This is a genomic window from Segniliparus sp. (assembly GCF_051660745.1).
In the GTDB taxonomy this organism is placed as follows: Bacteria; Actinomycetota; Actinomycetes; order Mycobacteriales; family Mycobacteriaceae; genus Segniliparus.
Window position 1 is genome coordinate 1 of the sequence record NZ_JBOFQF010000045.1, and the last position, 21,232, is coordinate 21,232.

The 21,232-nt window shown below is 68.0% G+C and carries 20 protein-coding genes, 1 tRNA gene and 2 pseudogenes; 2 read left to right on the forward strand and 21 right to left on the reverse strand.

What is annotated here, in order from left to right; all coding sequences use genetic code 11:
• Nucleotides 1-380: 380 nt before the first annotated feature.
• From ACRC20_RS16840 to ACRC20_RS16850, 3 genes are read right to left on the reverse strand one after another with little or no spacing between them, the layout of a single operon-like run.
• Nucleotides 381-914 carry a hypothetical protein gene (locus ACRC20_RS16840; protein WP_438687549.1) on the reverse strand — a complete coding sequence of 178 codons (534 nt, stop codon included), beginning with the start codon at nucleotides 912-914 and terminating at the stop codon, nucleotides 381-383.
• The gene (locus tag ACRC20_RS16845) at nucleotides 915-1,238 is read right to left on the reverse strand and encodes a hypothetical protein (RefSeq protein ID WP_438687550.1); all 324 of its coding nucleotides are present in this window, start codon (nucleotides 1,236-1,238) and stop codon (nucleotides 915-917) included. It abuts the gene before it with no gap.
• A gap of 35 nt (nucleotides 1,239-1,273) precedes the next feature.
• Nucleotides 1,274-2,449, reverse strand: coding sequence for a hypothetical protein (locus ACRC20_RS16850; RefSeq protein ID WP_438687551.1), 1,176 nt, complete (start codon nucleotides 2,447-2,449; stop codon nucleotides 1,274-1,276).
• A 235-nt stretch (nucleotides 2,450-2,684) separates the two neighbouring features.
• Between ACRC20_RS16850 and ACRC20_RS16855 the strand changes: the two genes are divergently transcribed.
• On the forward strand, nucleotides 2,685-3,773 hold the full coding sequence (locus ACRC20_RS16855) for a helix-turn-helix domain-containing protein (protein ID WP_438687552.1): 1,089 nt from the start codon (nucleotides 2,685-2,687) through the stop codon (nucleotides 3,771-3,773).
• A 25-nt stretch (nucleotides 3,774-3,798) separates the two neighbouring features.
• Here the strand turns inward: ACRC20_RS16855 and ACRC20_RS16860 are convergent, their stop codons facing one another.
• Both ACRC20_RS16860 and ACRC20_RS16865 read right to left on the reverse strand, forming a co-directional pair.
• Nucleotides 3,799-4,644 (reverse strand): MBL fold metallo-hydrolase, encoded by an 846-nt coding sequence (locus ACRC20_RS16860; protein WP_438687553.1) that lies wholly within the window; start codon nucleotides 4,642-4,644, stop codon nucleotides 3,799-3,801.
• An 88-nt stretch (nucleotides 4,645-4,732) separates the two neighbouring features.
• Nucleotides 4,733-5,311 (reverse strand): nuclear transport factor 2 family protein, encoded by a 579-nt coding sequence (locus ACRC20_RS16865; protein WP_438687554.1) that lies wholly within the window; start codon nucleotides 5,309-5,311, stop codon nucleotides 4,733-4,735.
• Between the two features lie 66 nt (nucleotides 5,312-5,377).
• On the opposite strand from ACRC20_RS16865, the gene ACRC20_RS16870 reads away from it, so the two are divergent.
• Complete coding sequence (locus ACRC20_RS16870) at nucleotides 5,378-5,842, forward strand: winged helix-turn-helix transcriptional regulator (protein WP_438687555.1); 465 nt, start codon at nucleotides 5,378-5,380, stop codon at nucleotides 5,840-5,842.
• Between the two features lie 150 nt (nucleotides 5,843-5,992).
• Here ACRC20_RS16870 and ACRC20_RS16875 read toward each other — a convergent pair.
• From ACRC20_RS16875 to ACRC20_RS16950, 16 genes and pseudogenes are all read right to left on the reverse strand, one after another.
• Nucleotides 5,993-6,065: transfer RNA gene (locus tag ACRC20_RS16875), tRNA-Phe, on the reverse strand.
• Between the two features lie 47 nt (nucleotides 6,066-6,112).
• Nucleotides 6,113-7,201 (reverse strand): phosphoribosylformylglycinamidine cyclo-ligase, encoded by a 1,089-nt coding sequence (gene purM, locus ACRC20_RS16880; RefSeq protein ID WP_438687556.1) that lies wholly within the window; start codon nucleotides 7,199-7,201, stop codon nucleotides 6,113-6,115.
• A 43-nt stretch (nucleotides 7,202-7,244) separates the two neighbouring features.
• Complete coding sequence (locus ACRC20_RS16885) at nucleotides 7,245-8,066, reverse strand: ABC transporter ATP-binding protein (protein WP_438687557.1); 822 nt, start codon at nucleotides 8,064-8,066, stop codon at nucleotides 7,245-7,247.
• A 465-nt stretch (nucleotides 8,067-8,531) separates the two neighbouring features.
• Nucleotides 8,532-9,299: pseudogene (locus ACRC20_RS16890) on the reverse strand (ABC transporter ATP-binding protein); the annotation flags it as partial.
• Nucleotides 9,300-9,391: 92 nt separating this feature from the next.
• Complete coding sequence (locus ACRC20_RS16895; RefSeq protein WP_438687558.1) at nucleotides 9,392-10,483, reverse strand: ABC transporter permease; 1,092 nt, start codon at nucleotides 10,481-10,483, stop codon at nucleotides 9,392-9,394.
• Entirely contained in the window at nucleotides 10,483-11,523 is a 1,041-nt protein-coding gene (locus tag ACRC20_RS16900; RefSeq protein ID WP_438687559.1) for an ABC transporter permease, read from the reverse strand. The genes ACRC20_RS16895 and ACRC20_RS16900 overlap by 1 nt, the downstream gene beginning before the upstream one ends.
• A gap of 269 nt (nucleotides 11,524-11,792) precedes the next feature.
• Nucleotides 11,793-13,208 (reverse strand): annotated as a pseudogene (locus ACRC20_RS16905) (ABC transporter substrate-binding protein); the annotation flags it as partial.
• Nucleotides 13,209-13,299: 91 nt separating this feature from the next.
• Nucleotides 13,300-13,794 (reverse strand): hypothetical protein, encoded by a 495-nt coding sequence (locus tag ACRC20_RS16910; RefSeq protein WP_438687560.1) that lies wholly within the window; start codon nucleotides 13,792-13,794, stop codon nucleotides 13,300-13,302.
• Between the two features lie 35 nt (nucleotides 13,795-13,829).
• Nucleotides 13,830-14,342, reverse strand: coding sequence for a protogenin (locus ACRC20_RS16915; RefSeq protein WP_438687561.1), 513 nt, complete (start codon nucleotides 14,340-14,342; stop codon nucleotides 13,830-13,832).
• Nucleotides 14,343-14,384: 42 nt separating this feature from the next.
• Nucleotides 14,385-15,614 (reverse strand): MFS transporter, encoded by a 1,230-nt coding sequence (locus tag ACRC20_RS16920; RefSeq protein WP_438687562.1) that lies wholly within the window; start codon nucleotides 15,612-15,614, stop codon nucleotides 14,385-14,387.
• Nucleotides 15,611-16,900, reverse strand: coding sequence for an ATP-grasp domain-containing protein (locus tag ACRC20_RS16925; RefSeq protein ID WP_438687563.1), 1,290 nt, complete (start codon nucleotides 16,898-16,900; stop codon nucleotides 15,611-15,613). Before ACRC20_RS16925 ends, ACRC20_RS16920 begins: the two co-directional genes overlap by 4 nt.
• A 31-nt stretch (nucleotides 16,901-16,931) precedes the next feature.
• Nucleotides 16,932-17,675 (reverse strand): SDR family NAD(P)-dependent oxidoreductase, encoded by a 744-nt coding sequence (locus tag ACRC20_RS16930; RefSeq protein ID WP_438687564.1) that lies wholly within the window; start codon nucleotides 17,673-17,675, stop codon nucleotides 16,932-16,934.
• Nucleotides 17,665-18,435, reverse strand: coding sequence for a 2OG-Fe dioxygenase family protein (locus ACRC20_RS16935; RefSeq protein WP_438687565.1), 771 nt, complete (start codon nucleotides 18,433-18,435; stop codon nucleotides 17,665-17,667). Before ACRC20_RS16935 ends, ACRC20_RS16930 begins: the two co-directional genes overlap by 11 nt.
• Nucleotides 18,432-19,316 carry a 2OG-Fe(II)-dependent halogenase WelO5 family protein gene (locus tag ACRC20_RS16940; protein ID WP_438687566.1) on the reverse strand — a complete coding sequence of 295 codons (885 nt, stop codon included), beginning with the start codon at nucleotides 19,314-19,316 and terminating at the stop codon, nucleotides 18,432-18,434. Before ACRC20_RS16940 ends, ACRC20_RS16935 begins: the two co-directional genes overlap by 4 nt.
• Before the next feature lie 47 nt (nucleotides 19,317-19,363).
• Complete coding sequence (locus ACRC20_RS16945; protein ID WP_438687567.1) at nucleotides 19,364-20,314, reverse strand: transporter substrate-binding domain-containing protein; 951 nt, start codon at nucleotides 20,312-20,314, stop codon at nucleotides 19,364-19,366.
• Nucleotides 20,315-20,723: 409 nt separating this feature from the next.
• Nucleotides 20,724-21,215, reverse strand: a complete 492-nt coding sequence (locus ACRC20_RS16950) for a hypothetical protein (RefSeq protein WP_438687568.1) — start codon at nucleotides 21,213-21,215, stop codon at nucleotides 20,724-20,726.
• Nucleotides 21,216-21,232: the final 17 nt, after the last annotated feature.

Consider the following 21,232-nt stretch of genomic DNA (forward strand, 5'->3'; position numbering starts at 1 on the left):
ACCCCGCCTGCCCCTGGAACGAGCTCGCGCTCGACTCCAACAGGCTCTCCAACGAGCTCTTCAACGAAGAATACGACTCCGCATGCCCCGAAAGCGTCTGCGCCGCCTTCTCCAGCGAACCACTGGTTGTTTTTGTCACACTGGCTGCCATCGATCCCTGCTCCTTCTCGCAAAATTGAAGTTCATGACCAAACCCGAGAACGACTCCCGATACGGGACGCGCCGAGGCCTGTGCATCTGACCTTCGCGCCCGGACAAACCCCCCGTCAAGGGCTGGGAACGCATTGAGACACACCGATCGGCCTGCGTGGCGAACTGAAACACAATGTGACAGCAGGCCGCTGACCTCGCCTATCCGACCTGCCCGCGACGTCGCCGCGCTACGCCTCGGCGCTGGCGCCTTGTGGCGCGTCGAGCTGGGGCACGGCGAAGCTCTCAACGGCCTCCCGGATGCGCCGCACCGCCCCTTGGTCCGCGGAGTCGTACCCGCCGAGGGCCGCTCGCAACTGCTCGCTCAACGAACGCCAGGCCGCTTCCCGCGCCAGCCCCTGGTTGCCGCTGATATCGGTGACCCGCCAATGCTCGTCGACCTGGAAACCCTGGGCCTGCGCCGCCCGAAGGAGCTCGCCGACGGCGTCGCGCGAGGCGGACAACCCCGTGTAGACGTCCGACACCGCCTCGCTCAACTGGGCCAGCGCCGTCGCGTTCGACTGCAGCAGGCCCGCTTTCCGCCGCAGGCTGTCAGCGGCAGAAGCCGACGCGCCGCCACGGAAATGCTGCGACAGCTCGTCCGGCGCCTTCGACTGCGCCGCCGCCTGCTCCTCGGCGACCTGCGCCGCCTTGTCCAGCTGCTCGGCAAGCTCGGCCAACGCGCTCAGGTCGAGCGATTGGAACTTGGATTTCGCGATCCCCATCTAGCCGGTCGACTCCACAGCCGCAGCGGCCTCCTCGGACCTGCCCCCGTAGATCTCCACCACCCGATCCAGCTTCCAGGCGGACTCGTCGGCCTCTTTGGCATGCGCGCCGAAGACCTGCTGCACCACATCGCCGATCCCGGCCAACGCCCGGCCCGCGCCGGTGCCCGCGAGCGACAGCGCCGCCGGGGCGGCATCGACGTCCTGGCCCACCGAGGCGAGCTCATGGCCCGAGGACCGCAGAGCCTGGGCCAGCGCGGCCATCCCCGACCTGCTCAGATAGATGCTGGTCCTGTCGATCCCACCGCCGTCTGCTGCCGCCATGATTTCGACTTCCTCATTCTCTTGGGAGAACCGGCTTAGGAGAACCGGCCCAGGATCTCTGCGGTCTCCGAGACGTTCTCCACCACGCAGTAATGCTCGTACGCGAGCTCGGCCAGATCCTCCGCGTCCAGCTCCCGGCCCCGTGCGACGAAGTCGGTGAGCCGGTCGAGGATCGAGCAGGCCCGCGCCCCCCAGAATAGCTTCGCGTAGCCGAGGATGCCGCCCGAGGGCAGCACGTCCTGCTCCGCCTTGGACTCTGGGTTCGGGTTGAGCAGCACCGCGCCCGCCCGGTCGTCCTCCACCCGCAGCGCCTGGGCCTGCGCCGCAAGCCGCCAGTAGGTCTTGCGGACCAGCGGATTCGCCTCGCTGCCCTGCTTGCCGCGCGCCAAAGCCAGCGCCTGCGCGAGGAACGGGTGCTGCTTGGCAACGCCGCTGGCCTCCACGGCGCTCGCGGCCAAGGCGCAGGCGGCCTCCCACCGCATCCTGCCCTGCACCGGCTGCACCGAGCCCCGGAACAACGTGGGCGACACCGTGTCCAGCCTGCGCACCCGCCGGTCGCCGGGCAGCAACGCGGGCGAGAACAACACCGTCGTCGCCTGCTGGGCCTCGCGCTCGCGCATCATGTCGACCACCGGGCGGCCCAGCGGGGCGGTGGCGAGGATCGTCACCAACTGCGTCGCTCCGCCGGACAAATGGCGCTGGTGCTCGTAGTGGTCGGCGATCACCCTGGCCGGGTTCGCCGCCCCCTGCCACGACGGCGAGTGGCCCACCGGCACCGAAAGCCCGAACACCGGCCTGATCTCCGGGTCCCACCGCAGGCCGTACGGCAGATAGCCGCGGCCCTCGTTGCTCACCGCGTAGCAGACCCCCTCGTTCCTGCTGTTCAAATACGCGCCGACCGCCCAGCCGATCCCCGGGTACCAGGCGGTCTGCCTCTTGAGGTAGGCGAGCGCGGCCGCCGCGCGGGAGGTCGCCCGCCCGGCGGGCGTGTCGCGGCCGCCGACCGCCGCGTAATCCGACTCGTCCGGCTCCTCGGCATAGCCGTACTGGCGCACCATGTTCGGGAACGGGTCGAAATGCTTGGACCGCTTCGAGACCGGCCGGGGCTTCGGCTGCGGCTTGGCAACGGGGACGACTTCCTCCTCGTCGTCGACATAGCCGTATTGCCGCACCATGTTCGGGTAGGGGTCGAAATGTGCCTGACGCGCCACGAGCTTCTCCTCGATATCCGGGGGGAGGAAATAGAGAGCGCATGCCCTGCGCTCCCGACCACCTTGCGCGCGATGGCCGGCCCTGGTCAAGCCAAAGTCACAGGCTGAAACACTTGCGCCTGTGGCGGAATCAGCGTGTGACGAACTGTGACGCCGCGCCGCTCCCGTGCTGGCGCAGGTCAGCTCAAGACAAAGCGGCATTGCATACGCCTGGGGGAGGGGATAGGTTTTAGTTGTGAGTCAGAGCAAGGCTGGACCGGTGAACGCCCGGTCGGAGCGACAGCAGAGCGAGAGCGTCGTCGAACCGCTGGACGCCTTGCGGGAAGAGCTGCGCCAACTGCGGCTGCGCAAAGGCCAGCCCAGCCTCCGGGCCATCGCGCACCAAACCGGGTGGAGCCACGCCACCGTCAGCAGGGCCTTGAGCTGCGAGTCCGTCCCGCGCCTGGATGTCGTCGAGGCCATCGCGCAGCGTTTGGACGGCGATGTGGACCGTCTGCGCCAGCTGTGGATGGCGTGTATGGACACCGGGCCGAAGACCACCGACCACGTCCCCGTCGAGCAGGACCTCCCCCCGCCTCCCCGCAGCGACAAGTTTCCCGCCTTGGCCACCGGCGTCGCGCTCTGCCTGCTCCTCGCCCTCGCCGCGACATTGAGCTTTTTCGCCCCGAGAAACCCGGACGCGGACAAGACCGTCACCGACATCGCGCTGACGGCCTTCGGCGCGGCAGCCTCTCTGGCCTGGTTCGCCTGCTTCTCCCGACGCGGGGACAAACGGTCGCTCTGGCTCGCATTGGGCATGGCCGGATGGACGCTGTGGCGGGTGCGGGCGCTGGTCGCGGACGAGATCGGGGCCCTTCCTCATCCCGTCGCGTTCTCGGTCGCCGACTATTTGTCCTTGCTCCTCCCGCTCTTCGTGCTGCCAGGGCTCGCGGCGGCGCTCCCTCGGCAGTTCGGCCAGAAGCAGGTGTTCGTGTGGGCGTTTGTCGCCGCCATAGCCGTCTCGGCGCTTGTCTCGCTCGCGGCCGGGCACTTCACGGACCTCCCCACGAGCGGGATATTCGTGCGCGCGCTGCGGGTCGCAGCCGATATCGCCATGCTCGCGCTCGCCTTCCTCTCGGTGAAATCGGAGCCCTCCTGGGAATCGCGCCTCATCTCGTTCGCGCTGGCTGCGCTGCTGCTCGCAGACGTGCTGCTGACCGTGTCGTTCCTCCTGCCGCAGCCCAACCTGCTCGCCCTGGAGGCGGCGCTCTGCTATCTCGCCTTCTCCCTCCTCATGATGGTGTCCGTGAGCTCGACCGAAGCCTTCTCGCGTCGAGAAGAGTGAGGAAGCCTCCGTCGCAGGAGCAGCCTCAGCGCGAGGCGTAGAGCGCGGTCGCGCTCATCCAAAGCGCGGTGGGGTTCAGGCGGTCTGGATAGCGCTCCAGCAACGCGAAGAAGAACCCCCGCGCTGTGTCGCGCAGCGCGAGCTGCTCATCCGCATAGCGCAGGTACTCCCTGGTCTCGGCGATCACGCGGGGGCCGTCGTCGTCGAGGTCCTTGTCCTTGTGCCCGGTGACCACCAGTCGCGGAGCGAGCGACTCCACAATGTCGACCGCCGCGAGCCACTTCTGGACGCCTCCCCCCGCAGATTCGGCGAGATACTGGTGGACGCCGTTGTAGATGACATCGCCTGCGACGACAAGCCCGAGGTCGGGAATGTGGAGCACGGTGGTGTCGTCCGTGTCGCTGTGGCCTGCCTCGACGATCTGGAGGACGTGGCCCTCCAAAGAGATCCGGCCGCCCGGGACCGGCACGGCAGTGACCTCGGTCGCCGCGATCTGGCCGGGGAACAGCCGGTCCCAGGTCGCGGCGCGATTGGCCACCTCGTGGCGCATGAGCCGAATAGAGCCAGGGCTGGCCACCACCCGGGCGCCGAACTCCTCGGCGAGGATCCCGGCGGCGAACCAGTGGTCGCCATGGCCGTGGGTGGCGACGATGTGGGTCAGGTTCTTGCCGGTGGCTCCGATCCAGGCGGCGACATCGCGGGCCTGGTCGACAGTGAACGGCGCGTCGACCAAGACGGCGTCGCGTTCGCCGTAGATCAGCGTGGCCGACTGCGGCGACCACATGTAGCGGTCGCCGTTGGGAACCAGCGCGTCCACGTTTTGGGGAATCGGCTCGACGATGAACACCTCGTAGCCGAAATCGGTAGTCACGTTTTCTCCTCCATGAGGTTGATATTGCCCAAGTCGCACGCGGCGCACAGGGCCTCCGCCGCCGGTGCGCGGCCTGCAAATGAACGGGTCAGGAACGGGGAACCATGACATCCCAGTGCTCGACGCACTTGCCGCCAGCGACCCGGAACAAGTCGTGGAACACGAACGGCGCTCCGGCGAACGAGCCCTCTGAGCGCAGATAGGCGAAGTCGCCCTCGGCGACGACCTGGCGGATCCCGTCGTAGGACATCGTGACGCCTTGCGCGGCCAGTGCTGCGAGCGCCGCGACCAGCCCGCTGATCCCATCGGCGAAACGCGGGTTGTGCTGGACATAGTCCTCGCCCGCGAGGTACTCGCCGACCAGATCCACCTTGCCCTCGACCAGAATCTTCTGGACCGTCTCGACGGCGACCCGCCGTGTCTCCTCGGAGTCGGCGGAGCGGTCGACAGCCGCGCCGCCATCGATCTGCGAGTGCCCATTGGCAGTTGTCGACGCCCAGGCCTCCTCGTCGGACCAGTGCTCCACCGGCACGCCCTCGGCGTTGCGCCACAAATCGAAGCGGACCGCGGACGGCCCGGACTCGCCGATGACAACGGAATGGTTGACGACGAACTCGCCGTCGGCCAACACTCGGCGCACGACGCGGCTGGCGGCATCGGTGGACATATGCGTACCCCAATCGGATAGTTGGTATGGAATCTGGACCGACTCCTGCGAGTAAGCTAGCACAGCGTGAGTCCAAGTTTCAAACCGACCCCTCGCGAATGCTCGGTCACCGACGCCCTCGGCATTGTCGGCGACCGCTACACCCTCGAACTGATCCGCGAGCTCTTCTACGGGAACCATCGGTTCGTCGACCTGGTCGCGCAGCTCGGCGCGCCCCGCAGCGTGCTCTCCGCCCGGCTCGCCAAGCTCGTCGACGCAGGCGTCGTGTCCCGCCGCCAATACAGCGAGCGCCCCCCGCGCGAGGAGTACCTCCTCACCCCCGCAGGCCGCGACCTCGCCCCCGTGCTGCTCGCGCTCAAGCAGTGGGGCGACCGCTGGTGCCGCGACGGCGAGCAGACCGCCGAGTTCACCCACGCCTGCGGCGCCCTCCTGCACGTCGACTGCACATGCGCCGCCTGCGGCAAGGTCGTCCAATTCGAGGAGCTGGCCATCACCGGCGGCACCCATCCGCCCGTCATCGCCGCGACCTAAGGCCCCGGCACGGCCCCGGCACGGCGCCGACCGTGGGCCAGCCTCAAAAAACTTGCCTAGAACAGCGAAAACCCCTCCCGAATTTAGTTCGGGAGGGGTTTTCATCGTCTCTCGGCCGTTCGCAGTCTGATTCCGCGAACAATCCAAAAGTGGCCAGAGCCGGGCTCGAACCGGCGACCCCACGCTTTTCAGGCGTGTGCTCTACCAACTGAGCTACCTGGCCGAAGGGGCTACCAAGGCTAACACGAGCCTGCCTCGCTCGCCAAACTCCTAGAAGCCAGTTGAGAAGCCAGGGTGCGAACCGGTGAGCAGGACTTTCCCGTTGTCCTCCCCCGCCGCGCGGATGTCGCCGACCAGCCAGCAGTCCACGTGGCGGGCGGTCAGCACCGCGAGGGCGCGGTCGAGGTCTTCGGGGGCGATGACCGCGAGCATGCCGACACCGAGGTTGAAGGTCTTCTCCAGCTCCGCCAGCTCCACGTTGCCGGTCTTGCGGACGAGGTCGAACACCGGGCCGGGGGTCCAGGAGTTCCGGTCGAGCACGGCGGTCAGCCCGTCCGGCACGACTCGTTCGAGGTTTTTGGCCACGCCGCCGCCGGTGACGTGGCAGAACGTCCGCACGGTCGTCTCCGCGACGAGCGCGAGGCAGTCTTTGACGTAGATCCGGGTCGGCTCGAGCAGCTCTTCGCCGAGGGTGCGGCCGAATTCGGCCACGTGGGCATGCAGGTCGAGGTTGGCCTGCTCGAAGAGGACGTGACGGACCAGCGAGTAGCCGTTGGAGTGCAGGCCGGAGGAGCGCATGGCGACCACGACGTCGCCGGGGCGCACTCGGTCGGGACCGAGCACGGAGTCTGCCTCGACGACGCCGACCGCAGTGGCGGCGAGGTCGAACGTGCCGGGCTCCATGAGGCCGGGGTGCTCTGCGGTCTCGCCGCCGAGCAGGGCGCATCCGGCGATCTCGCAGCCCTTGGCGACGCCGGAGACGAGCTCGGCGATGTGCTCGGGCACGAGTTTGCCGCAGGCGATGTAGTCGAGGAGGAACAGCGGCTCAGCCCCGCAGACGACGAGGTCGTCCACGACCATCGCGACGAGGTCGAGGCCGACGGTGTCGCGTTTGTCGAGCTTGGCTGCGATGTCCACTTTGGTGCCGACGCCGTCGGTGGAGGCGGCGAGCACCGGCTCGCGGTAGCCGTCCTTCAAGGCGAAGAGCCCGGCGAACCCGCCGAGGCCGCCGAGGACTTCCGGGCGGGTCGCTTTGCCCGCGAACGGGGCGAAAAGCGAGACTGCCCGCTCGCCTGCCTCGATGTCCACGCCCGCAGAGGCGTAGGAGGCCGGTCGCGGGTTATCGGAAGGAAAAGTCACCCCTTAATCCTCCCATGCGGACGGATCGCCGCGCGCAGTGAGGTCAGACTGCGGAGCGCAGCCATTCCGGACGCGGGTCGGGCACTGCCGCGATGAGCTTCTGCGTGTACTCCTCCTGCGGGGCGCGCAGCACCTGGTCTCGGACGCCTGACTCCACCACCTTCCCCGCCTTGAGCACGACGATGCGGTCGCACAGCTGGTCGACGACCGCGAGGTCGTGGGTGATGAAGAGGGTCGCGAACCCGTGCTCGGCCCGCAGCTGGGCGAACAGTTCGAGCACTTTGGCCTGCACGGAGACGTCGAGCGCGCTGGTCGGCTCGTCGGCGATGACAAGTTTGGGGGCGAGGGCCAGCGCCCTGGCGAGGCCGACGCGCTGGCGCTGGCCGCCGGAGAGCTCGTGCGGGTAGCGCTTCTCGGCCCCTTCGGGCAATGCCACGCTGTCGAGCAGCGACCGGACTTTCGCCGCGCGCTCGGCTTTTTTCAGCTTTCCGTGCACTGCGAGGGGCTCGGCGACGCATTCGCCGATGGTCATCCGGGGGTTGAGGCAGGTCGCGGGGTCTTGGAAGACGTAGCCGAGGCTCGCGCGGGACTTGCGCAGCGTGCGGGCGGAGCCTTTGCCGAGCTCGCGGCCGAGGAACTCGATCCGCCCGCCGCTCGGTTTCTGCAGGCCCGCGAGGCAGCGCGCGATCGTGGATTTGCCCGATCCGGACTCGCCGACCAGCCCGACGGTCTCGCCGGGGAGGATGGTGAGGCTCACCCCGTCCACGGCTCGCGCGCCCGCGCGGCCTTGGTAGGCGACTTCGAGATCTTCGATCACTGCGATGGGGCCTTCGGCGGCTGGCCCCTCGGGGGTCGGTTGTTCCACCCTGTGCTCCTAGCCTTGCGATTGCGACGGGTCGTCCGCGCTGTGCGCGGAGGCTTGCGATCCTGCCTTGAGCTCTTTGATCTTCGCGAGCGCGGCTGGCCATGGGATTTTGCCCGACTTCGCCGCCGCCAAGATCCCGGCGGCCGCAGCCTCCGCAATCGCAGGGTCTGTCTTCAACGCCGGTTGGGGCTCAGGCTCAGGCCCTGGTTGGGGCGCTGTCTCAGGCTCAGGCTCAGGCTCAGGCTCAGGCTCAGGCTCAGGCTCAGGCTCAGGCTCAGGCTCAGGCTCAGGCTCAGGCTCAGGCTCAGGCCATGATTGCGGTTGGAACAGGTCCGCAGGGCCCTGCGCCTCTGGTTGGGGCCACTCCGTCACCGGCCATGCCGCTTCTTGGCCCTGCTCTCCATGGCCCTGAGCCTGCGGCCACTCCGTCTGCGGCCACGCGGCCTCGGGAGCCGAGGCGGTGTCGAGCCGAGGCGTCGCTGCGAGCAGCTCCTGGGTGTATTCGCTCTGCGGATCGGTGAAGACCTCGCGCACGGAGCCGGACTCCACGACCTCGCCGGAGCGCATGACCACCACCCGGTCCGCGAAGTTCGCGACCACGCCGAGGTTGTGCGTGATGAAGACGATTGCCGTGCCGATCCGGTCCCGCAGGTCGGAGAGCAGCTGCAGGATCTCCGCCTGCACGGTGACGTCGAGGGCGGTGGTCGGCTCGTCCGCGAGGATCACCTTGGGGTCGCAGCTGATCGCCATGGCGATCGCCACGCGCTGCTTCTGCCCGCCGGAGAGCTCGTGCGGGTACCGCTTGACCAGGCGCGCGGGGTCGGGCAGCCGAACCAGGTCGAGGAGCTCGACCGCTTTGGCCTTCGCGGCTTTTTTCGAGATCTTCTGGTGCGCGCGCAGGGTCTCCACGATCTGGTCGCCCACGGTGAAGAGCGGGTCGAGCGCGGCCCCCGGCTCCTGGAACACCATGGCGACCTCGCAGCCGCGCAGCGCGCGCATCTGCTTCTCGCTCCAGTCCGCGATGTCCCTGCCGCCCACGCGGATCACGCCGTCGCGGTGCGAGTTCTCCGGCAGCATGCCGAGGACCGCGCGCACGCTCACCGACTTCCCCGATCCGGACTCGCCGACCACCGCCAGGATCTCGCCCGGGGCGACCTCGTAGGAGATGCCCTTGAGCGCCTGCACCGGGCCTGCGTCGGTGGCGAAGTAGACCTGGAGGTCTTCGATGGACAGCGCGTGCGGGGCGTCGCCGAACGCGGACGGCTCCCGCTCGTCCCAGCCCTGGGGAAGGGCGAAACTGCCGTCCGCGGATTCCTCTGGCTCGGTCACGACGACACCCCCTTGAGCTTGAGCAGGTCGGCTTGGCGGAGCTTGGGCCTCGACCGCAGCAGCGGGTTCCCCGCCTCCGACAGGCTTTCGCCGACGAACGCGGTGGCGAGGACCGCGAGCACGATGGCGGCGCCGGGGAAGACGCTGGTCCACCACACGCCGCCAGTGATGTCGGGGATGCCTTTGTTCACGTCGTAGCCCCACTCCGCCGCCTGGCTGGGCTCCACCCCGAAGCCGAGGAAGCCGAGGCCCGCGAGGGTGAGGATCGCCTCGGAGCTGTTCAGCGCCGCGATCACCGGCAGGTTCTGGGTGATGTTCGGCAGGACGTGGCGGAACAAGATCCGGCCGGTTGAGGCGCCCGAGACGCGGGCCGCGTCCACGTACGGCTCGTTTTTCACGACGAGCGCGCTGGCGCGGATCACCCGGTAGTACTGCGGGACGAACACGGCGGAGACCGCCAGCGCCCCGGCGACGATCCCGGTGAAGTCGGGCAGGCTGTTGCTCTGCAGCCACCGGGAGAGCTCCCGCGTCCACTCGCTGAACCCGCCGCTGGAGAGCCCCACGGACACGAGGATCGCGAGCAGGAGGGACGGGAACGCGTAGAGCGAGTCCATGAGCAGGGTCAGGATCCTGTCGAGCCACCCGCCGAAGTACCCGGAGACCAGTCCGAGCACCACGCCGATCACGCCCGCGACCACGAGCGAGACCACGATGACCTCGAACGCGGTCTGCGTCCCGTAGAGCACGCGCGAGTACACGTCCTCCCCTCGGACCGAGGTGCCGAAGACGTGCGCCGCGCTGGGCGCGGCCTGCCGGGCGAAGCCCACCCCGTACTTGTTCGTGGTCTGGTCGAACTTGTACGGGGCGATCCACGGGGCGACGACTGCGATGATCAGCAGGAACGCCAATAGGCCAAGGCCTGCGAGCAGGATGGCGCGCTGCACGCCGTGGACGTTGCGGAAGAGCCGCCTCGGGCGCGCGCCCGGCTCGGCCTCGGCGGCGGGCTCCGCAGGCTCGGGCAGCTCGGGCTCGGGCAGGGGGAAACCCGCCGGGTCGGCTGCGGGGTGGAAGAACTCCTCGTCGGCCATCAGAACCTCACCCTCGGGTCGATGATCGCGGTCACCGCGTCCACGAGAACGCTGAACACGGCGATGACGACCACGGCGAACACGACGATGCCCTGCACCGCCTCGAAGTCTCGTTTCACGAGGTAGTCGGCGAGCGCGTAGCCGAGGCCCTTCCAGTCGAAGGCGTTCTCGGTGAGCACGGCGCCGCCGAGCATGGCCGCGGTCTGCATGCCCATCACCGTCACCACCGGGATGAGGGCGTTGCGGAAGGCGTGCCTGCCGAACACCCGGCGATTGGAGAGGCCTCGCGCCTTGGCGGCCTCCACATACCCGGCCTGGCTGGTCTGGATGAGGTTGGCGCGCACGAGGCGGAAGACGATCCCCGCCGTCATGAGCCCGAGGGCGAGGGCGGGCAGCACCGCGTGCTTGAGCACGTCCACCACTGCCGACCCGTCTCCCGCGAGGGCCACGTCGAGGATCATGATCCCGGTGCGGGGGTGGTAGTCCGCGAGCTCGAGCTCCACGAGCGTGGAGGAGCGCCCGCCGTTGGGCAGCCAGCCGAGCCACACCGAGAACACGAGCTTCAGGAGGATCGCGACGAAGAACACCGGGGCGGCGTAGACGAGGATCGCGCCGAACCGGGACACGACGTCGGGGAGCCGGTCCCGCCGCGCCACCGCGAACCTGCCTGCGGGGACTCCGATCGCCACGGCGATCAGCATGGCCCAGGCCGCGAGCTCGAACGTGGCGGGCGCGTAGTGCAGCAGCACGTCCTTCACCGGCTGGCGGTCGGTGGACGTGAGGCCGAAGTCCCCGGTCACAAGCTTTTTCAGGAATTCCCAGTACTGCTCGTAGAGGGGCTTGTCGTAGCCCGCCTCATGTTTGCGCCGGGCGATCTCGTCCACCGAGGCCCGCCCGCCGAGGGCGGCGGTGATCGGGTCTCCGGAGAGCCGGACGAGGAAGAACACCAGGGTGATCAGGAACCACACCGTCGGGACCACGAGCAGGGCCCGGACTCCGAGGTAGCGAAAGAGGCTCCGATAACGCGAGCTGCCGCTCATGCCGCGCCGCCCCCCGTCGTCTTCAGAGCGCCGACCCGCAACTTGTAGGCTCCTTCGATCGAATCGGGCACTCCGGTGACATAGACCCCGGTCGCCACGGTCTGCGTCCCGGTGAGCAGCGGGATCACCGAGAGCAAGTCCTGCGCCGCGCCGCGCTGCGCCGCCGCGAGGCTGGCCGCGCGCGAAGCCGGGTCGGGGTCGCTCACTTCGCTGTTCAGGAGGCGGACCAGCTCGGGCGAGGAGAAGCCGTTGTTCAGGTTGTTGTTGTCGACGAAGAACGGCGTCAGATAGTTGTCCGGATCCGGGAAATCAGGGAACCAGCCCGCCTGGAACATCGGGTAGCTGCCCTTCCCGCGCTCGTTGACGAACGTGTTCCACTCGGTCGCCTGCAGCTCGACCTGGAACAGGCCCGTGCCCTCCAGCTGGCCTTTGATCAGCGCGTACTCCTCGGACGAGGCCGACCCGTAGTGCTCAGGGGTGTACTGCAGCCGCAGGGTGACCGGGGTCTGCACCCCGGCCGCGCGCAAGTAGCCCGCCGCTTTGGCCTTGTCCGGGCGCTCGCCGTACGCGTCTTTGAACGCGGGGACGGAGCTGGGGAAAAGATCGGGCACCACCGACCAGGCGGGCTTGTACTGGCCGTGGTAGACCTCCCGGGAGAGGGCCCCCCGGTCGATGCTCGCGGCCACCGCTTTGCGCACGGCGAGCTTCTGCGCTTCGCCCTGGCCCGGCTGCGCCGCGTGGTTGAACCCGAGATAGCGCATCTCGCCGACGGCTCCGGACCAGACCCGGACGCCCGCGTTGTGCCGAAGCTCCTCGAAGTCGTTGACCGAGAGCGTGTGGAAAGCCATGTCGACGTGGTGCTCCACCAGGTCGAGCTTGAGGTTCACCTGGTTCGCGTAGTACTTGAAGACGACGTTCGCCGTGGCGGGGTGCTCGTAGAGCCCGTGATAGCCCTTGCGCGCCTGGAGCAGCACGAGGTCGTTCTTGTGGTAGGTCGCGATCGTGTAGGGGCCCGCGAACGGCTGCGCCGCGACGATCTGCGCGTCGCTGATGGTGCGGTCGGCGGGGAAGACCCGCTCGTCGAGGATCGGGCCGGGGTTCACCGCGAGGACCTGCGGGAACGTCTGGTCGTTGCCGACCTTGAGGATGAAGTCGACGGTCCGGTCGTCCCGGGTCTCGACGCGGTCGAGGTTCCCGAGCAAGGAGATCGGGCCGTCCGGGTCGTTGATCTTGAAAATCCGGTCGAACGAGAATTTCACGCTCTTCGCGGTGAGCGGGTGCCCGTTTGCGAATGCCAGATTCGGCTTGAGCACGCAGCGGAACCGGGTCGGCTCGGCGAAGTCGCAATGCTCTGCCGCGTCGGGGGCCAGCGTCGCCTTGCCGTAGGGGAAGTTCAGGAGGAACGGGTAGACCTGGCCGTACAGGGTGAACGACGCGTTCTCGTAGGACGTCGCGGGGTCGAGCGAGGACACGTGGTCGGTGGTCCCGATGATGAGCGTGGCTTCCTTCGGGATGTGCCGGTAGCCGTGGCCGATCCCGCACGCGGCGGCGAGCAGCGAGAACGCCAGGAGGAAGGACCCCTTCGACGCCTTCTGCAGCACTGCCCCCGCGCGGCCCGCGCCAGCGCGCCGAGGCGGAACGTCTCGACGGGACCCGAGGATGCCCCACCGTGCGAGCGTTCGCATCCGATCCTCTCTTATTGGTGCTCAAGTGAGCTTTTGTGGCTCAAGTGAGTTCCATCATGTGGTATAGACCCGACGAGCGCAAGCGGAAGCGTCAGCGCGGCGAAAGCCCAGGCACGCCCGCGAAGACTTTGAGGAAGACGTCGTGGATCTGCGCCGTCGCGGCGTCGGAGTAAAAACCTCGCCGCACCGAGGTGTCGCCCCGGTAGAGCTCGGCCTCGACCGGGAAGTCCCCCCGGACCAGGTTCGGGTGGGACACGGACGGCTCGGGCAGGCGGCTGGCGGCGGCGGCCAGCTCGGACCATATCGCCCCGGAGATCGGCCGGACGATATGGACGGCGGGCTCCTCCGAGCCGTCGACCGTGCCGTAGTCGCCCTGCTTCAACTCCGCCGAACCTGGTTTCGCGACGATGATGTACTCGCTGTGGTAGTTGGGCGTGGCATTCCACGGGAAGTGGTCGGTGGGCGGGAAATGGTTCCCGAGGTAGGTGTACACGACCGAGACCTCTCCCCCGTCCGCCGCAGCGGGGACGGCGGGCGCGGCCGCCAGCCCGAGCATCGCCGCCATGATCAAGCTGGTTCTACGCATGTGTCATACCTTACAACTCGGAGACGCGGCCGGCTTCAGATGTACGGCTGACGGCCTGGCTGGAGCGGATATCCGTTCGGGTCGGCAGGCCACTCGTGCGGCTCGGACATCTGGCTGAACAGCTCCGGCAGGCCAAGCGCCTCGTCCACCGGCGCGAGCGCCGCGCCCAAGGCCCCCGAGCAGGCAGCCCGGTCCGCGACGACAGTTCCGCCCGACCACACCACGAGGCGGTCGCCGCCGCCGCACGAGCCGCCGCCGCCGCACGAGCCGCCTGCGCCGCCGAGCGCCGCGAGGACGGGCGCCCCGCCGTCATCGCGCAGCGGCACCATGGAGTGGGAGAGGTCGTCGCCCGCGCGGTTGCGGATCACCAAGTCCGCCGAGTTCGGGCGCACCGTGACCGTGTAGGTCGCCCAGCCCAGGGCGCCCTGGCGCGCGGCGGGGACTCCGCGCGTGACGTCTGCCGCGGTGATCTCGTCGGGATCTGCGAGCGAGACCCCGGCAGGCGCGAGCGCGAGGAGCGCGGCGAGCGCGAGGACGGACCTGAGCATGTGATGCAGCTTACAGCAAGGCGGATCGCGCCGAGCAGGGGCTCAACCGACGGGAACTGCCGGGAACCCGTCCCGGTAGCCGAGCTTGAACTTGCCGACGAGGATCAGCGCGAGGCACAGCACAACGGCGAGCGCGGTCGAGACCAAGATGACCCTCGGCAACGGCAGCGTCGCGCTCAAGACCGAGGCGACAAGCCCGCCCAGCGGTATGGAGAGGAGATTGATCGCCCCGACGATCCCCATGACTTTGCCGAGGTGCTCTTTCGGGAGGATCGTGCTGCGCATCGTGCGCACGTACACGTTGAACACGCCGTCGAAAGCGTTGAGCACGCAATATCCGACGGCGAAGGGCACAAACGCAGGCGCCAGCCCGAGGACGAGCCCGGCGGTGATCATCGCGATCAGGGCGAACCTGCCAACGGCGGCGACTCCGAGCCGGCGAGTCAGGAACGGGACCACCCCGAACACTGCGATAGCCGCGACGGCCGCGCTCGACTGCATGAGCCCGAACGTCGCGGACGAGCGGGCGAAGTACTGCACGACGACCGCTGCTGCGATGGCGAGCGTGGTCCCGAACACGAGGTTGACCACCCACGTCATGCCGCTGAGGTAGAAAACGGAGGGCCTCTCCATCAGCGTCCGGACGGCCAAAAGGTTCGTCGCGACGGCGGATTTGATGGACGCGGTGTTCGCATGGGACGAATCCTTGAAAAAGAGCGCGGACGTGTTGAGGGCCGAAAGCGCGAAGACCCCCGCGCACACGAGGAGCACGAGCGTGATGCCGTCGTGCTGGTAGAGCACTGCGGCGAGCGCGGGCCCCAAGACTTGGGACCCTTGCTCGACAGCCTGCACCGTCGAATGCGCGGCGGGGAACCTCGACGGCTCCAGATTGTTCGGGATGACGGCCTCGATGCCGAGGAAGTTCGTGACGTACCCGATCGACATGCAGGCCATGAGCGCGGACAGCGTGGCGAACGTCCCTGTCGTGTGGAGCAGCGCGGCGGCGAGGAGCAGCGCCACAACACGTCCGAGATCGAGGAAGACGAAGGTCCGGCGCAGATTCAACCCGTCGATGAGGGCTCCGACGACGGGGAAGCCGACCACTCGCGGTATCCACTCGATGACGAAAGCCGTCGCTGTCAGCCGCGCCGAATGCGTCTCCTGCAAGATGGCGAGCGGCACGGCGAACATGAGGAACTGGTCGCACAGCGATCCGAGCGCCCGCGAGAGCATGAAACGCCGGAAGTCCAGCGCCTGACCGGACCGGGTCATTCGCCCACAACGACGAACGTCGCGTCGGCGATCGCCCGAGTCGTCGAAAGCAGGCGCTCGGCCGGCGCGTCGGCGCCCGCCCCGTCGATCGGCCAGCGGTAGCGGACGAACCCCTCCCGGTCCCGCCACGAAGTCAGCGGTTTGACGAGGTCGCCTTTGCGTGCGGTGATCGAGAAGAATTTCACTTCCGGGCTTTTGAGGAGGTCGGCGGGCCGCACCTGCGCGACGACCCCCGGCTGGGCTTTGAGGAAGCCGATGCCCGCCACGACCTCAGGCTCCCGCCGCGCGGGAGACTGCTGCTCGCCCGGCAGATACGACTGCACGTGGACCTGGTACGGGTTGATCCCGTACACGTCTTCGACGAGATCCATGATCGCGTCGCCGCCCGTCCGGGCCGCGACCTCGATGACGCGCACGTCGCCCTCCTCGCTCACCTTCGCCTCGAAGTGCGCCACGCCGTACTCGATCCCCAGCGCCTCGCACGCGCGCAGGGCGATGTCCGCGAGCGCCTCGTTGGCGCTGTGGCGGGAGGGGACGATATGCCCGACCTCGACGAAATACGGCTCGGCCCCGGTCAGCTTGTCGGTCACCGCGAGCACTTGCCTGCCGACGCCCGGGATATGCGCGACTTCGACGCTGACCTCGTACGGATAGTCGATGTACTCCTCGACCTGGAAGAGGTCTTCGGGGGAGTTCGCCATCCCGCCGAGGGATTCGACAGCGGCGGCCGACTCGCGGTAGACCTCCTCCAACCGCTCGGGGTCGTCCACTTTGATGACGCCAAGGCTGCCCGCCATCTGCCGGGGTTTGATCACGACGGGGAACCTGAGGTCGGCGACCGCTTGCTTGAGCTCGTCGTACGAGGTGAACCCGCGGTGCTGGGGCGTCGGCACCCCCGCCCGCGCGAACGCCTCTTTCATGAGCGCCTTGTCCCGACACCGCTCGACGGTCTCCAACGAGTTGTGCGGCAGGCCGAACTCGGCGGCGACCTGCGCCGCCGAGGTGACGGTGAAATCGTTCGTCGGGACGACCGCGAACGGCTTGGCCCCGGTGCGGGACTCGTGCTCGCGAGCCGCGGCCACGATGCCCTCGCCGTCGGCGATGTTCGCGAGGAGGCTGCCGTCGAAATACCGCAGCCCTGGCGAGCTGCGGTCCGACCCGACGGAGAAGACGGGCCTGCCCGCCGCCGCCCTGAGGGCGCCTGCGAGGGTGCGCTCGCGCAGGACCACGTCGGCCCCGACAATAAGGATGTAGTCCTCGTCCGCGTGGTCGGGCGAAGTCGTCATAGTGTGGATCCTTTCCTACGGAATACCGTTTTCAGAGGTCTTTTCCCACAGTCCATCCGCCGTCGACGACGAGGATAGCCCCTGTGATGAACGCGGACCGCTCGTCGGCGAGGAAGGCGACGGCATGGCCGACGTCCTCCGGGGCTCCGACTCGGTCCAGCAGCTGGCCTCGGAGCACTCGGGCGAGCTGCTCCTCGTCATGGAAGTACGCCTCGGTGAGCGGCGTGCGGATGACGCCGGGGGCCACGGCGTTGGCCCGGATCCCGTGCTTGGCGTATTCCAGGGCGAACTGCTTGGTCAGGCCGATCACCGCGTGTTTCGACGTGGTGTACGCGGTGCGGTTGGGCTCCGCGAGGAAGCCGGACACCGAAGCGATGTTGACAATGCTGGCGTGGGCCGCGGACCGCGCGATGACCGCCTCGCAGAACGCCTGGCTGGCGACGAACAGCGAAGTCGTGTTGATGCGCAGGACATGCTCGAACTCCGCGACCGGCAATTCGCGGGTCGGCACGATTTCGCGCACGCCGACCGCATTGACCAATGTGTATGTCGCCTCGCTCGAATCCACGGCTTCGGCGACGGCCTCGGCGACGCGGCGCGCGTCGGTCACGTCGAGCGCGAGGTGCCGGTAGCGTCCGCCGAAGTCTTTGCCCGGGACCGCGTCGATCCCGACGACCGAAGCCCCTTCGTCGAGGAAGGCCCGCACGATCCCCTGCCCGATGCCCCCCGACGCGCCGGTCACCACCGCGACGCTGGGCCGCGGCTCACTCGGCATGGGCGCGCCGCTGGAACGTCACGAGGATGATGTCGCGCACCGCGGGCGAGAGCACGGAGGCGCTCGCGCTGCCCACCGGGGTGACGGCGTGCAGTTTCTTGTGGTTCGTGACCAAGGTGTCGAAGACGTCCGCCAGCGGATGCACGAGCTCGATCTGCTTCGCGTTCGCCGCAATGACGCTGTCGCCGCCGACGGCGTCGCGCGACCTGTCGACCAGGTGGACGAACACGACATCCTCGTCGTCCCGGTGCAGCCAGTTGGGGGAGCTGTAGGCCGGGTCGCCCGGATACGCCTCGTAGCGGAACAGATGCACGCCGATCATCGTCTCCGACGGATCGCCGATCTCCCGGTACTCGCGGACAAAACCCACGTCCGCCGAGACGAGCGCCCGCAGCACCGAGTTCTCCCGCAGCGCGGGCTCGATGAGCGGGTACTCCCGCACGACCCCGCCGGTGTCCGGGTTGTACTTCGCGGTCTGCAGGTAGGGCTCGTATATGCCGAATTCGAAATCGTCGAACCCGGTGAGCCGCACCTGGGCGTAGGAGCGCCTGCGGTTGCCGGGCGAATAGGGGTCCTTCGGGGACCCGCCGAAACCGTCGCGCAGCTCGGCGAGGCCTGCCCTCGCGGCTTCGACCCCGAGCTGCCCGACGATCGCCTCCTCGAACACGCTCCCCCGGATGATCGCGTATCCGTCGGCGCGCAATGCCGCGACGGAGGAGCCGACCTCGGGGCCTCGGACAGGAAGAGGGCTCGTCGTCATGTCCAGTACACCGCCGCGTCCGCCGAGACCCGCCCGATGAACCGGCCCGCCGTCAGGCGCTGCCCGGCGGCGACGCTGGTGACGCCATGGATGAAGCTCGAATTCAGGAAGTAGACATCGCCGACCCGGAGCTCGAGGCGGATCGACTCGATCTCGACCACCACGTCGACGGGATACGGGTAGCCCGTCTCGACCACGCCGAAATGGGCTCGGTACTCGTCGTCGGGGCTGAGGTTCCACACGCTGAGCAATCCGCCGCTGGCGCTGCTCTGGATCGCCGCGTTGTAGCTGACGACGTGCGGGACCGAGGCGATTTCGAAGCTGTCGCGCGCGGCGTACTTCAACTGGGCGGAGTCGTCGTGCGGCATGAGCGACATCTCCCCGTTGTCCAGCCAGCGGCGGAACGTCGCGAAACCCGCGGAAAGGTTCTTGTACCGGCTCGCGCGGAAGGTCACGCCCGCCGAGCCGAGGACCTTCTCGACCAGCCCGGTGCGGAACACCGTCTCCAGCTCCTCCTCGCTGACCGAGTCGAGCAGGCCGAGCAGCTCCGGGGCGCGCGAGGCGTGGTCGAGCGCGTACTCGCGCCCGGTCTTGGCGAACTGGGTCGAGCCGATCTGCTGGGTCCGCACGTAGCTGTCGTTCGTGCGGCTTCCGCCCTGCGTCCGTTCGAGGATCCGGTCAAACTCCTCGACGATCGCGGCGCCGGTCTGTTCGCTGAAGGAGTTCCGGATGACGTACACGACCGCGCCGTTGTGGTCCCCGTCCAAGATGATCGACCTGATCGCCTCGGCGTTGATGTCGTCCACGCCGGATTCGATGAACGAAAAGCCTTCCGAAATAATTTTACCCGTGAGCGGAGGCCGCGAGAGAGTGCTGGTCATGCTATTCCTTTTCGATATCTCATCCAATAATCCAATATGTGTGGTGATCAAATAAACCGTGGCGAGTGGAGCAGTCCGCCGAATTGCGCAAGCCGGTTTTTTTTCCTGTCCAAATTGAGCGCCGAACCCGCACCAAGATTTCGATGGAAGACATCGGCGTAATTTCCCACCGCGCCGACCACATCTCGGACAAATCCCGGCCGCAAGATCGATTCCCGCCCTTTCAGATGTCCTCCGTCGAGGAATTGGGACACATAGCCGCCGTGATCGGCCCGCTCGGCGGACCCGCCGCGGAGCGATTCCTGCGAGATCCCGAGACGTTCGGCTTCGACGAGCGTGTGCACGACCCACCGCACGGCGGTCGCGAGCTCCGGCCTGCGGATGCTCACCGCCGGGGCCATCGGCTCAAGGGTCACTTCGTCGTCGAGCAGGACATGCCCGGCCTCCCCGAGCCGGGCCAGTTCGCCCGCGAGGAGGAAGGAGTCCAAACAGACGACGTCAGCCGCCCCGTCGCGGTAGCCCGCCAACGCCTCCGAGGGGAGGTCGTAGAAGACCGGGATGAAGTCGACGCCCTGCTCCCGGCTGTACTGCTCGACGTTCACGAGCGTGGTGGAGCCGTTGAGCACTGCCACGCGCCTGCTCTTCGCCCGCGCGAAGACCGGCTCCCCCGCGTCTTCGAGGTTCGAAGCCCGAGTGGCGAACACTTCCCCGTCGTGCAGGGTCGGCGGGGAGAACACGACGCCCTCGACGAGCTCGCGCAGCGAGGTCGTCGTCGCGTTGAAACAACCCAGATCCACCTCCCCCGACGCGAGGGCCTCGAACCTCTCCGCCGACGAGAGCGGCACGAACTCGAGCACGGACTCGGAGCCGAAGAGGGCGACAGCCACCGCTCGGGCGACATCGACGTCGAACCCGGCCCATTCGCCGGTGGCGGGGTCGATCTCCGACAATCCTAGAAAGCCCCGGCTCACACCGACCCGGAAATTGCTCGCTGGCAAAGTCGAAGCGAATTCTGGCATAACCGCTCCAACCAGCCTTTCCCAATTCATCCGTTTCACGATTCCTAGAGATTCGCGCCCGACAGCCATCGCGACAGGGCGCTCGGCCCGTGTTCCTGGCCAATCTCTCAACGGAGAAGACTAATCGCCGGAACCTGCGGCCGCCCCCGTTCGAGGCTCGAATATGTCAGATGATCCTGCACAATGTGTCAAATCGAATTGAGATCAATTGCAGTGAATAGCCTCCGGCCCCTTTGTCAATACATCCGCCCGGAAAGAATCTAAAATATTGGCGGACAGGCGCTTTGCCGCGCAAAGCCGAGTCGCGCCAACGGCGGCAGAGGCGCGCGCCTGCGGCACGGCCCGCTCCCGGTTGTCCGCCGGAGAGCGCCCAGCGCGCGGGAATCCGCTACTTCGCCTTGTCCTGCAAAGCGCGGATGTCGAAAAGCGCTCTCACCTGCGTGTCGATGTCCTTGATCCCCTGTGCGACCGCCGCACTTTTCGTCGTGTCGAACCGCGCGACCTCGACATCGTTCTGCAGGATTTTGAGCATGGTCTTCGGCCCGTCGGGCGGAGCCGAAGGCACGAACGGGGTCGCGGGGAGGGCGAGCCCGCTCGCCCTGGCGACGAGCGTCGTCCACAACTCGGAGGGCAGCGGCCGCTCGTCCCGCGCGCGCACTCGCCCTTCGCCGTCCTTCACGGCGGCTTCAGCATGCGAGCGGTCGATGGTGAATCCGACAAAGCGGGCGCTCTGATCGGCAACAGGCCCCCATGCCGGGAGCTCCGTGAGCTGGAGGACGGCTTGCGCGGGGTCGATCGGCCCCGCATGCGCCGCCGCGAGGCCTCCCCACAGCACGCCCGACATTCCCAAAAGAGCACAAACCACCCGCCGCACGAACATGCGGCGAATTCTACCGC

Coding starts and splice junctions, on each gene's coding strand:
- ACRC20_RS16840 (WP_438687549.1), bottom strand. CDS start 914: ATGGGGATCGCGAAATCCAAGTTCCAATCGCTCGACCTGAGCGCGTTG.
- ACRC20_RS16845 (WP_438687550.1), bottom strand. CDS start 1,238: ATGGCGGCAGCAGACGGCGGTGGGATCGACAGGACCAGCATCTATCTG.
- ACRC20_RS16865 (WP_438687554.1), bottom strand. CDS start 5,311: ATGTCCACCGATGCCGCCAGCCGCGTCGTGCGCCGAGTGTTGGCCGAC.
- ACRC20_RS16895 (WP_438687558.1), bottom strand. CDS start 10,483: ATGGCCGACGAGGAGTTCTTCCACCCCGCAGCCGACCCGGCGGGTTTC.
- ACRC20_RS16900 (WP_438687559.1), bottom strand. CDS start 11,523: ATGAGCGGCAGCTCGCGTTATCGGAGCCTCTTTCGCTACCTCGGAGTC.
- ACRC20_RS16910 (WP_438687560.1), bottom strand. CDS start 13,794: ATGCGTAGAACCAGCTTGATCATGGCGGCGATGCTCGGGCTGGCGGCC.
- ACRC20_RS16915 (WP_438687561.1), bottom strand. CDS start 14,342: ATGCTCAGGTCCGTCCTCGCGCTCGCCGCGCTCCTCGCGCTCGCGCCT.
- ACRC20_RS16920 (WP_438687562.1), bottom strand. CDS start 15,614: ATGACCCGGTCCGGTCAGGCGCTGGACTTCCGGCGTTTCATGCTCTCG.
- ACRC20_RS16925 (WP_438687563.1), bottom strand. CDS start 16,900: ATGACGACTTCGCCCGACCACGCGGACGAGGACTACATCCTTATTGTC.
- ACRC20_RS16930 (WP_438687564.1), bottom strand. CDS start 17,675: ATGCCGAGTGAGCCGCGGCCCAGCGTCGCGGTGGTGACCGGCGCGTCG.
- ACRC20_RS16935 (WP_438687565.1), bottom strand. CDS start 18,435: ATGACGACGAGCCCTCTTCCTGTCCGAGGCCCCGAGGTCGGCTCCTCC.
- ACRC20_RS16940 (WP_438687566.1), bottom strand. CDS start 19,316: ATGACCAGCACTCTCTCGCGGCCTCCGCTCACGGGTAAAATTATTTCG.
- ACRC20_RS16950 (WP_438687568.1), bottom strand. CDS start 21,215: ATGTTCGTGCGGCGGGTGGTTTGTGCTCTTTTGGGAATGTCGGGCGTG.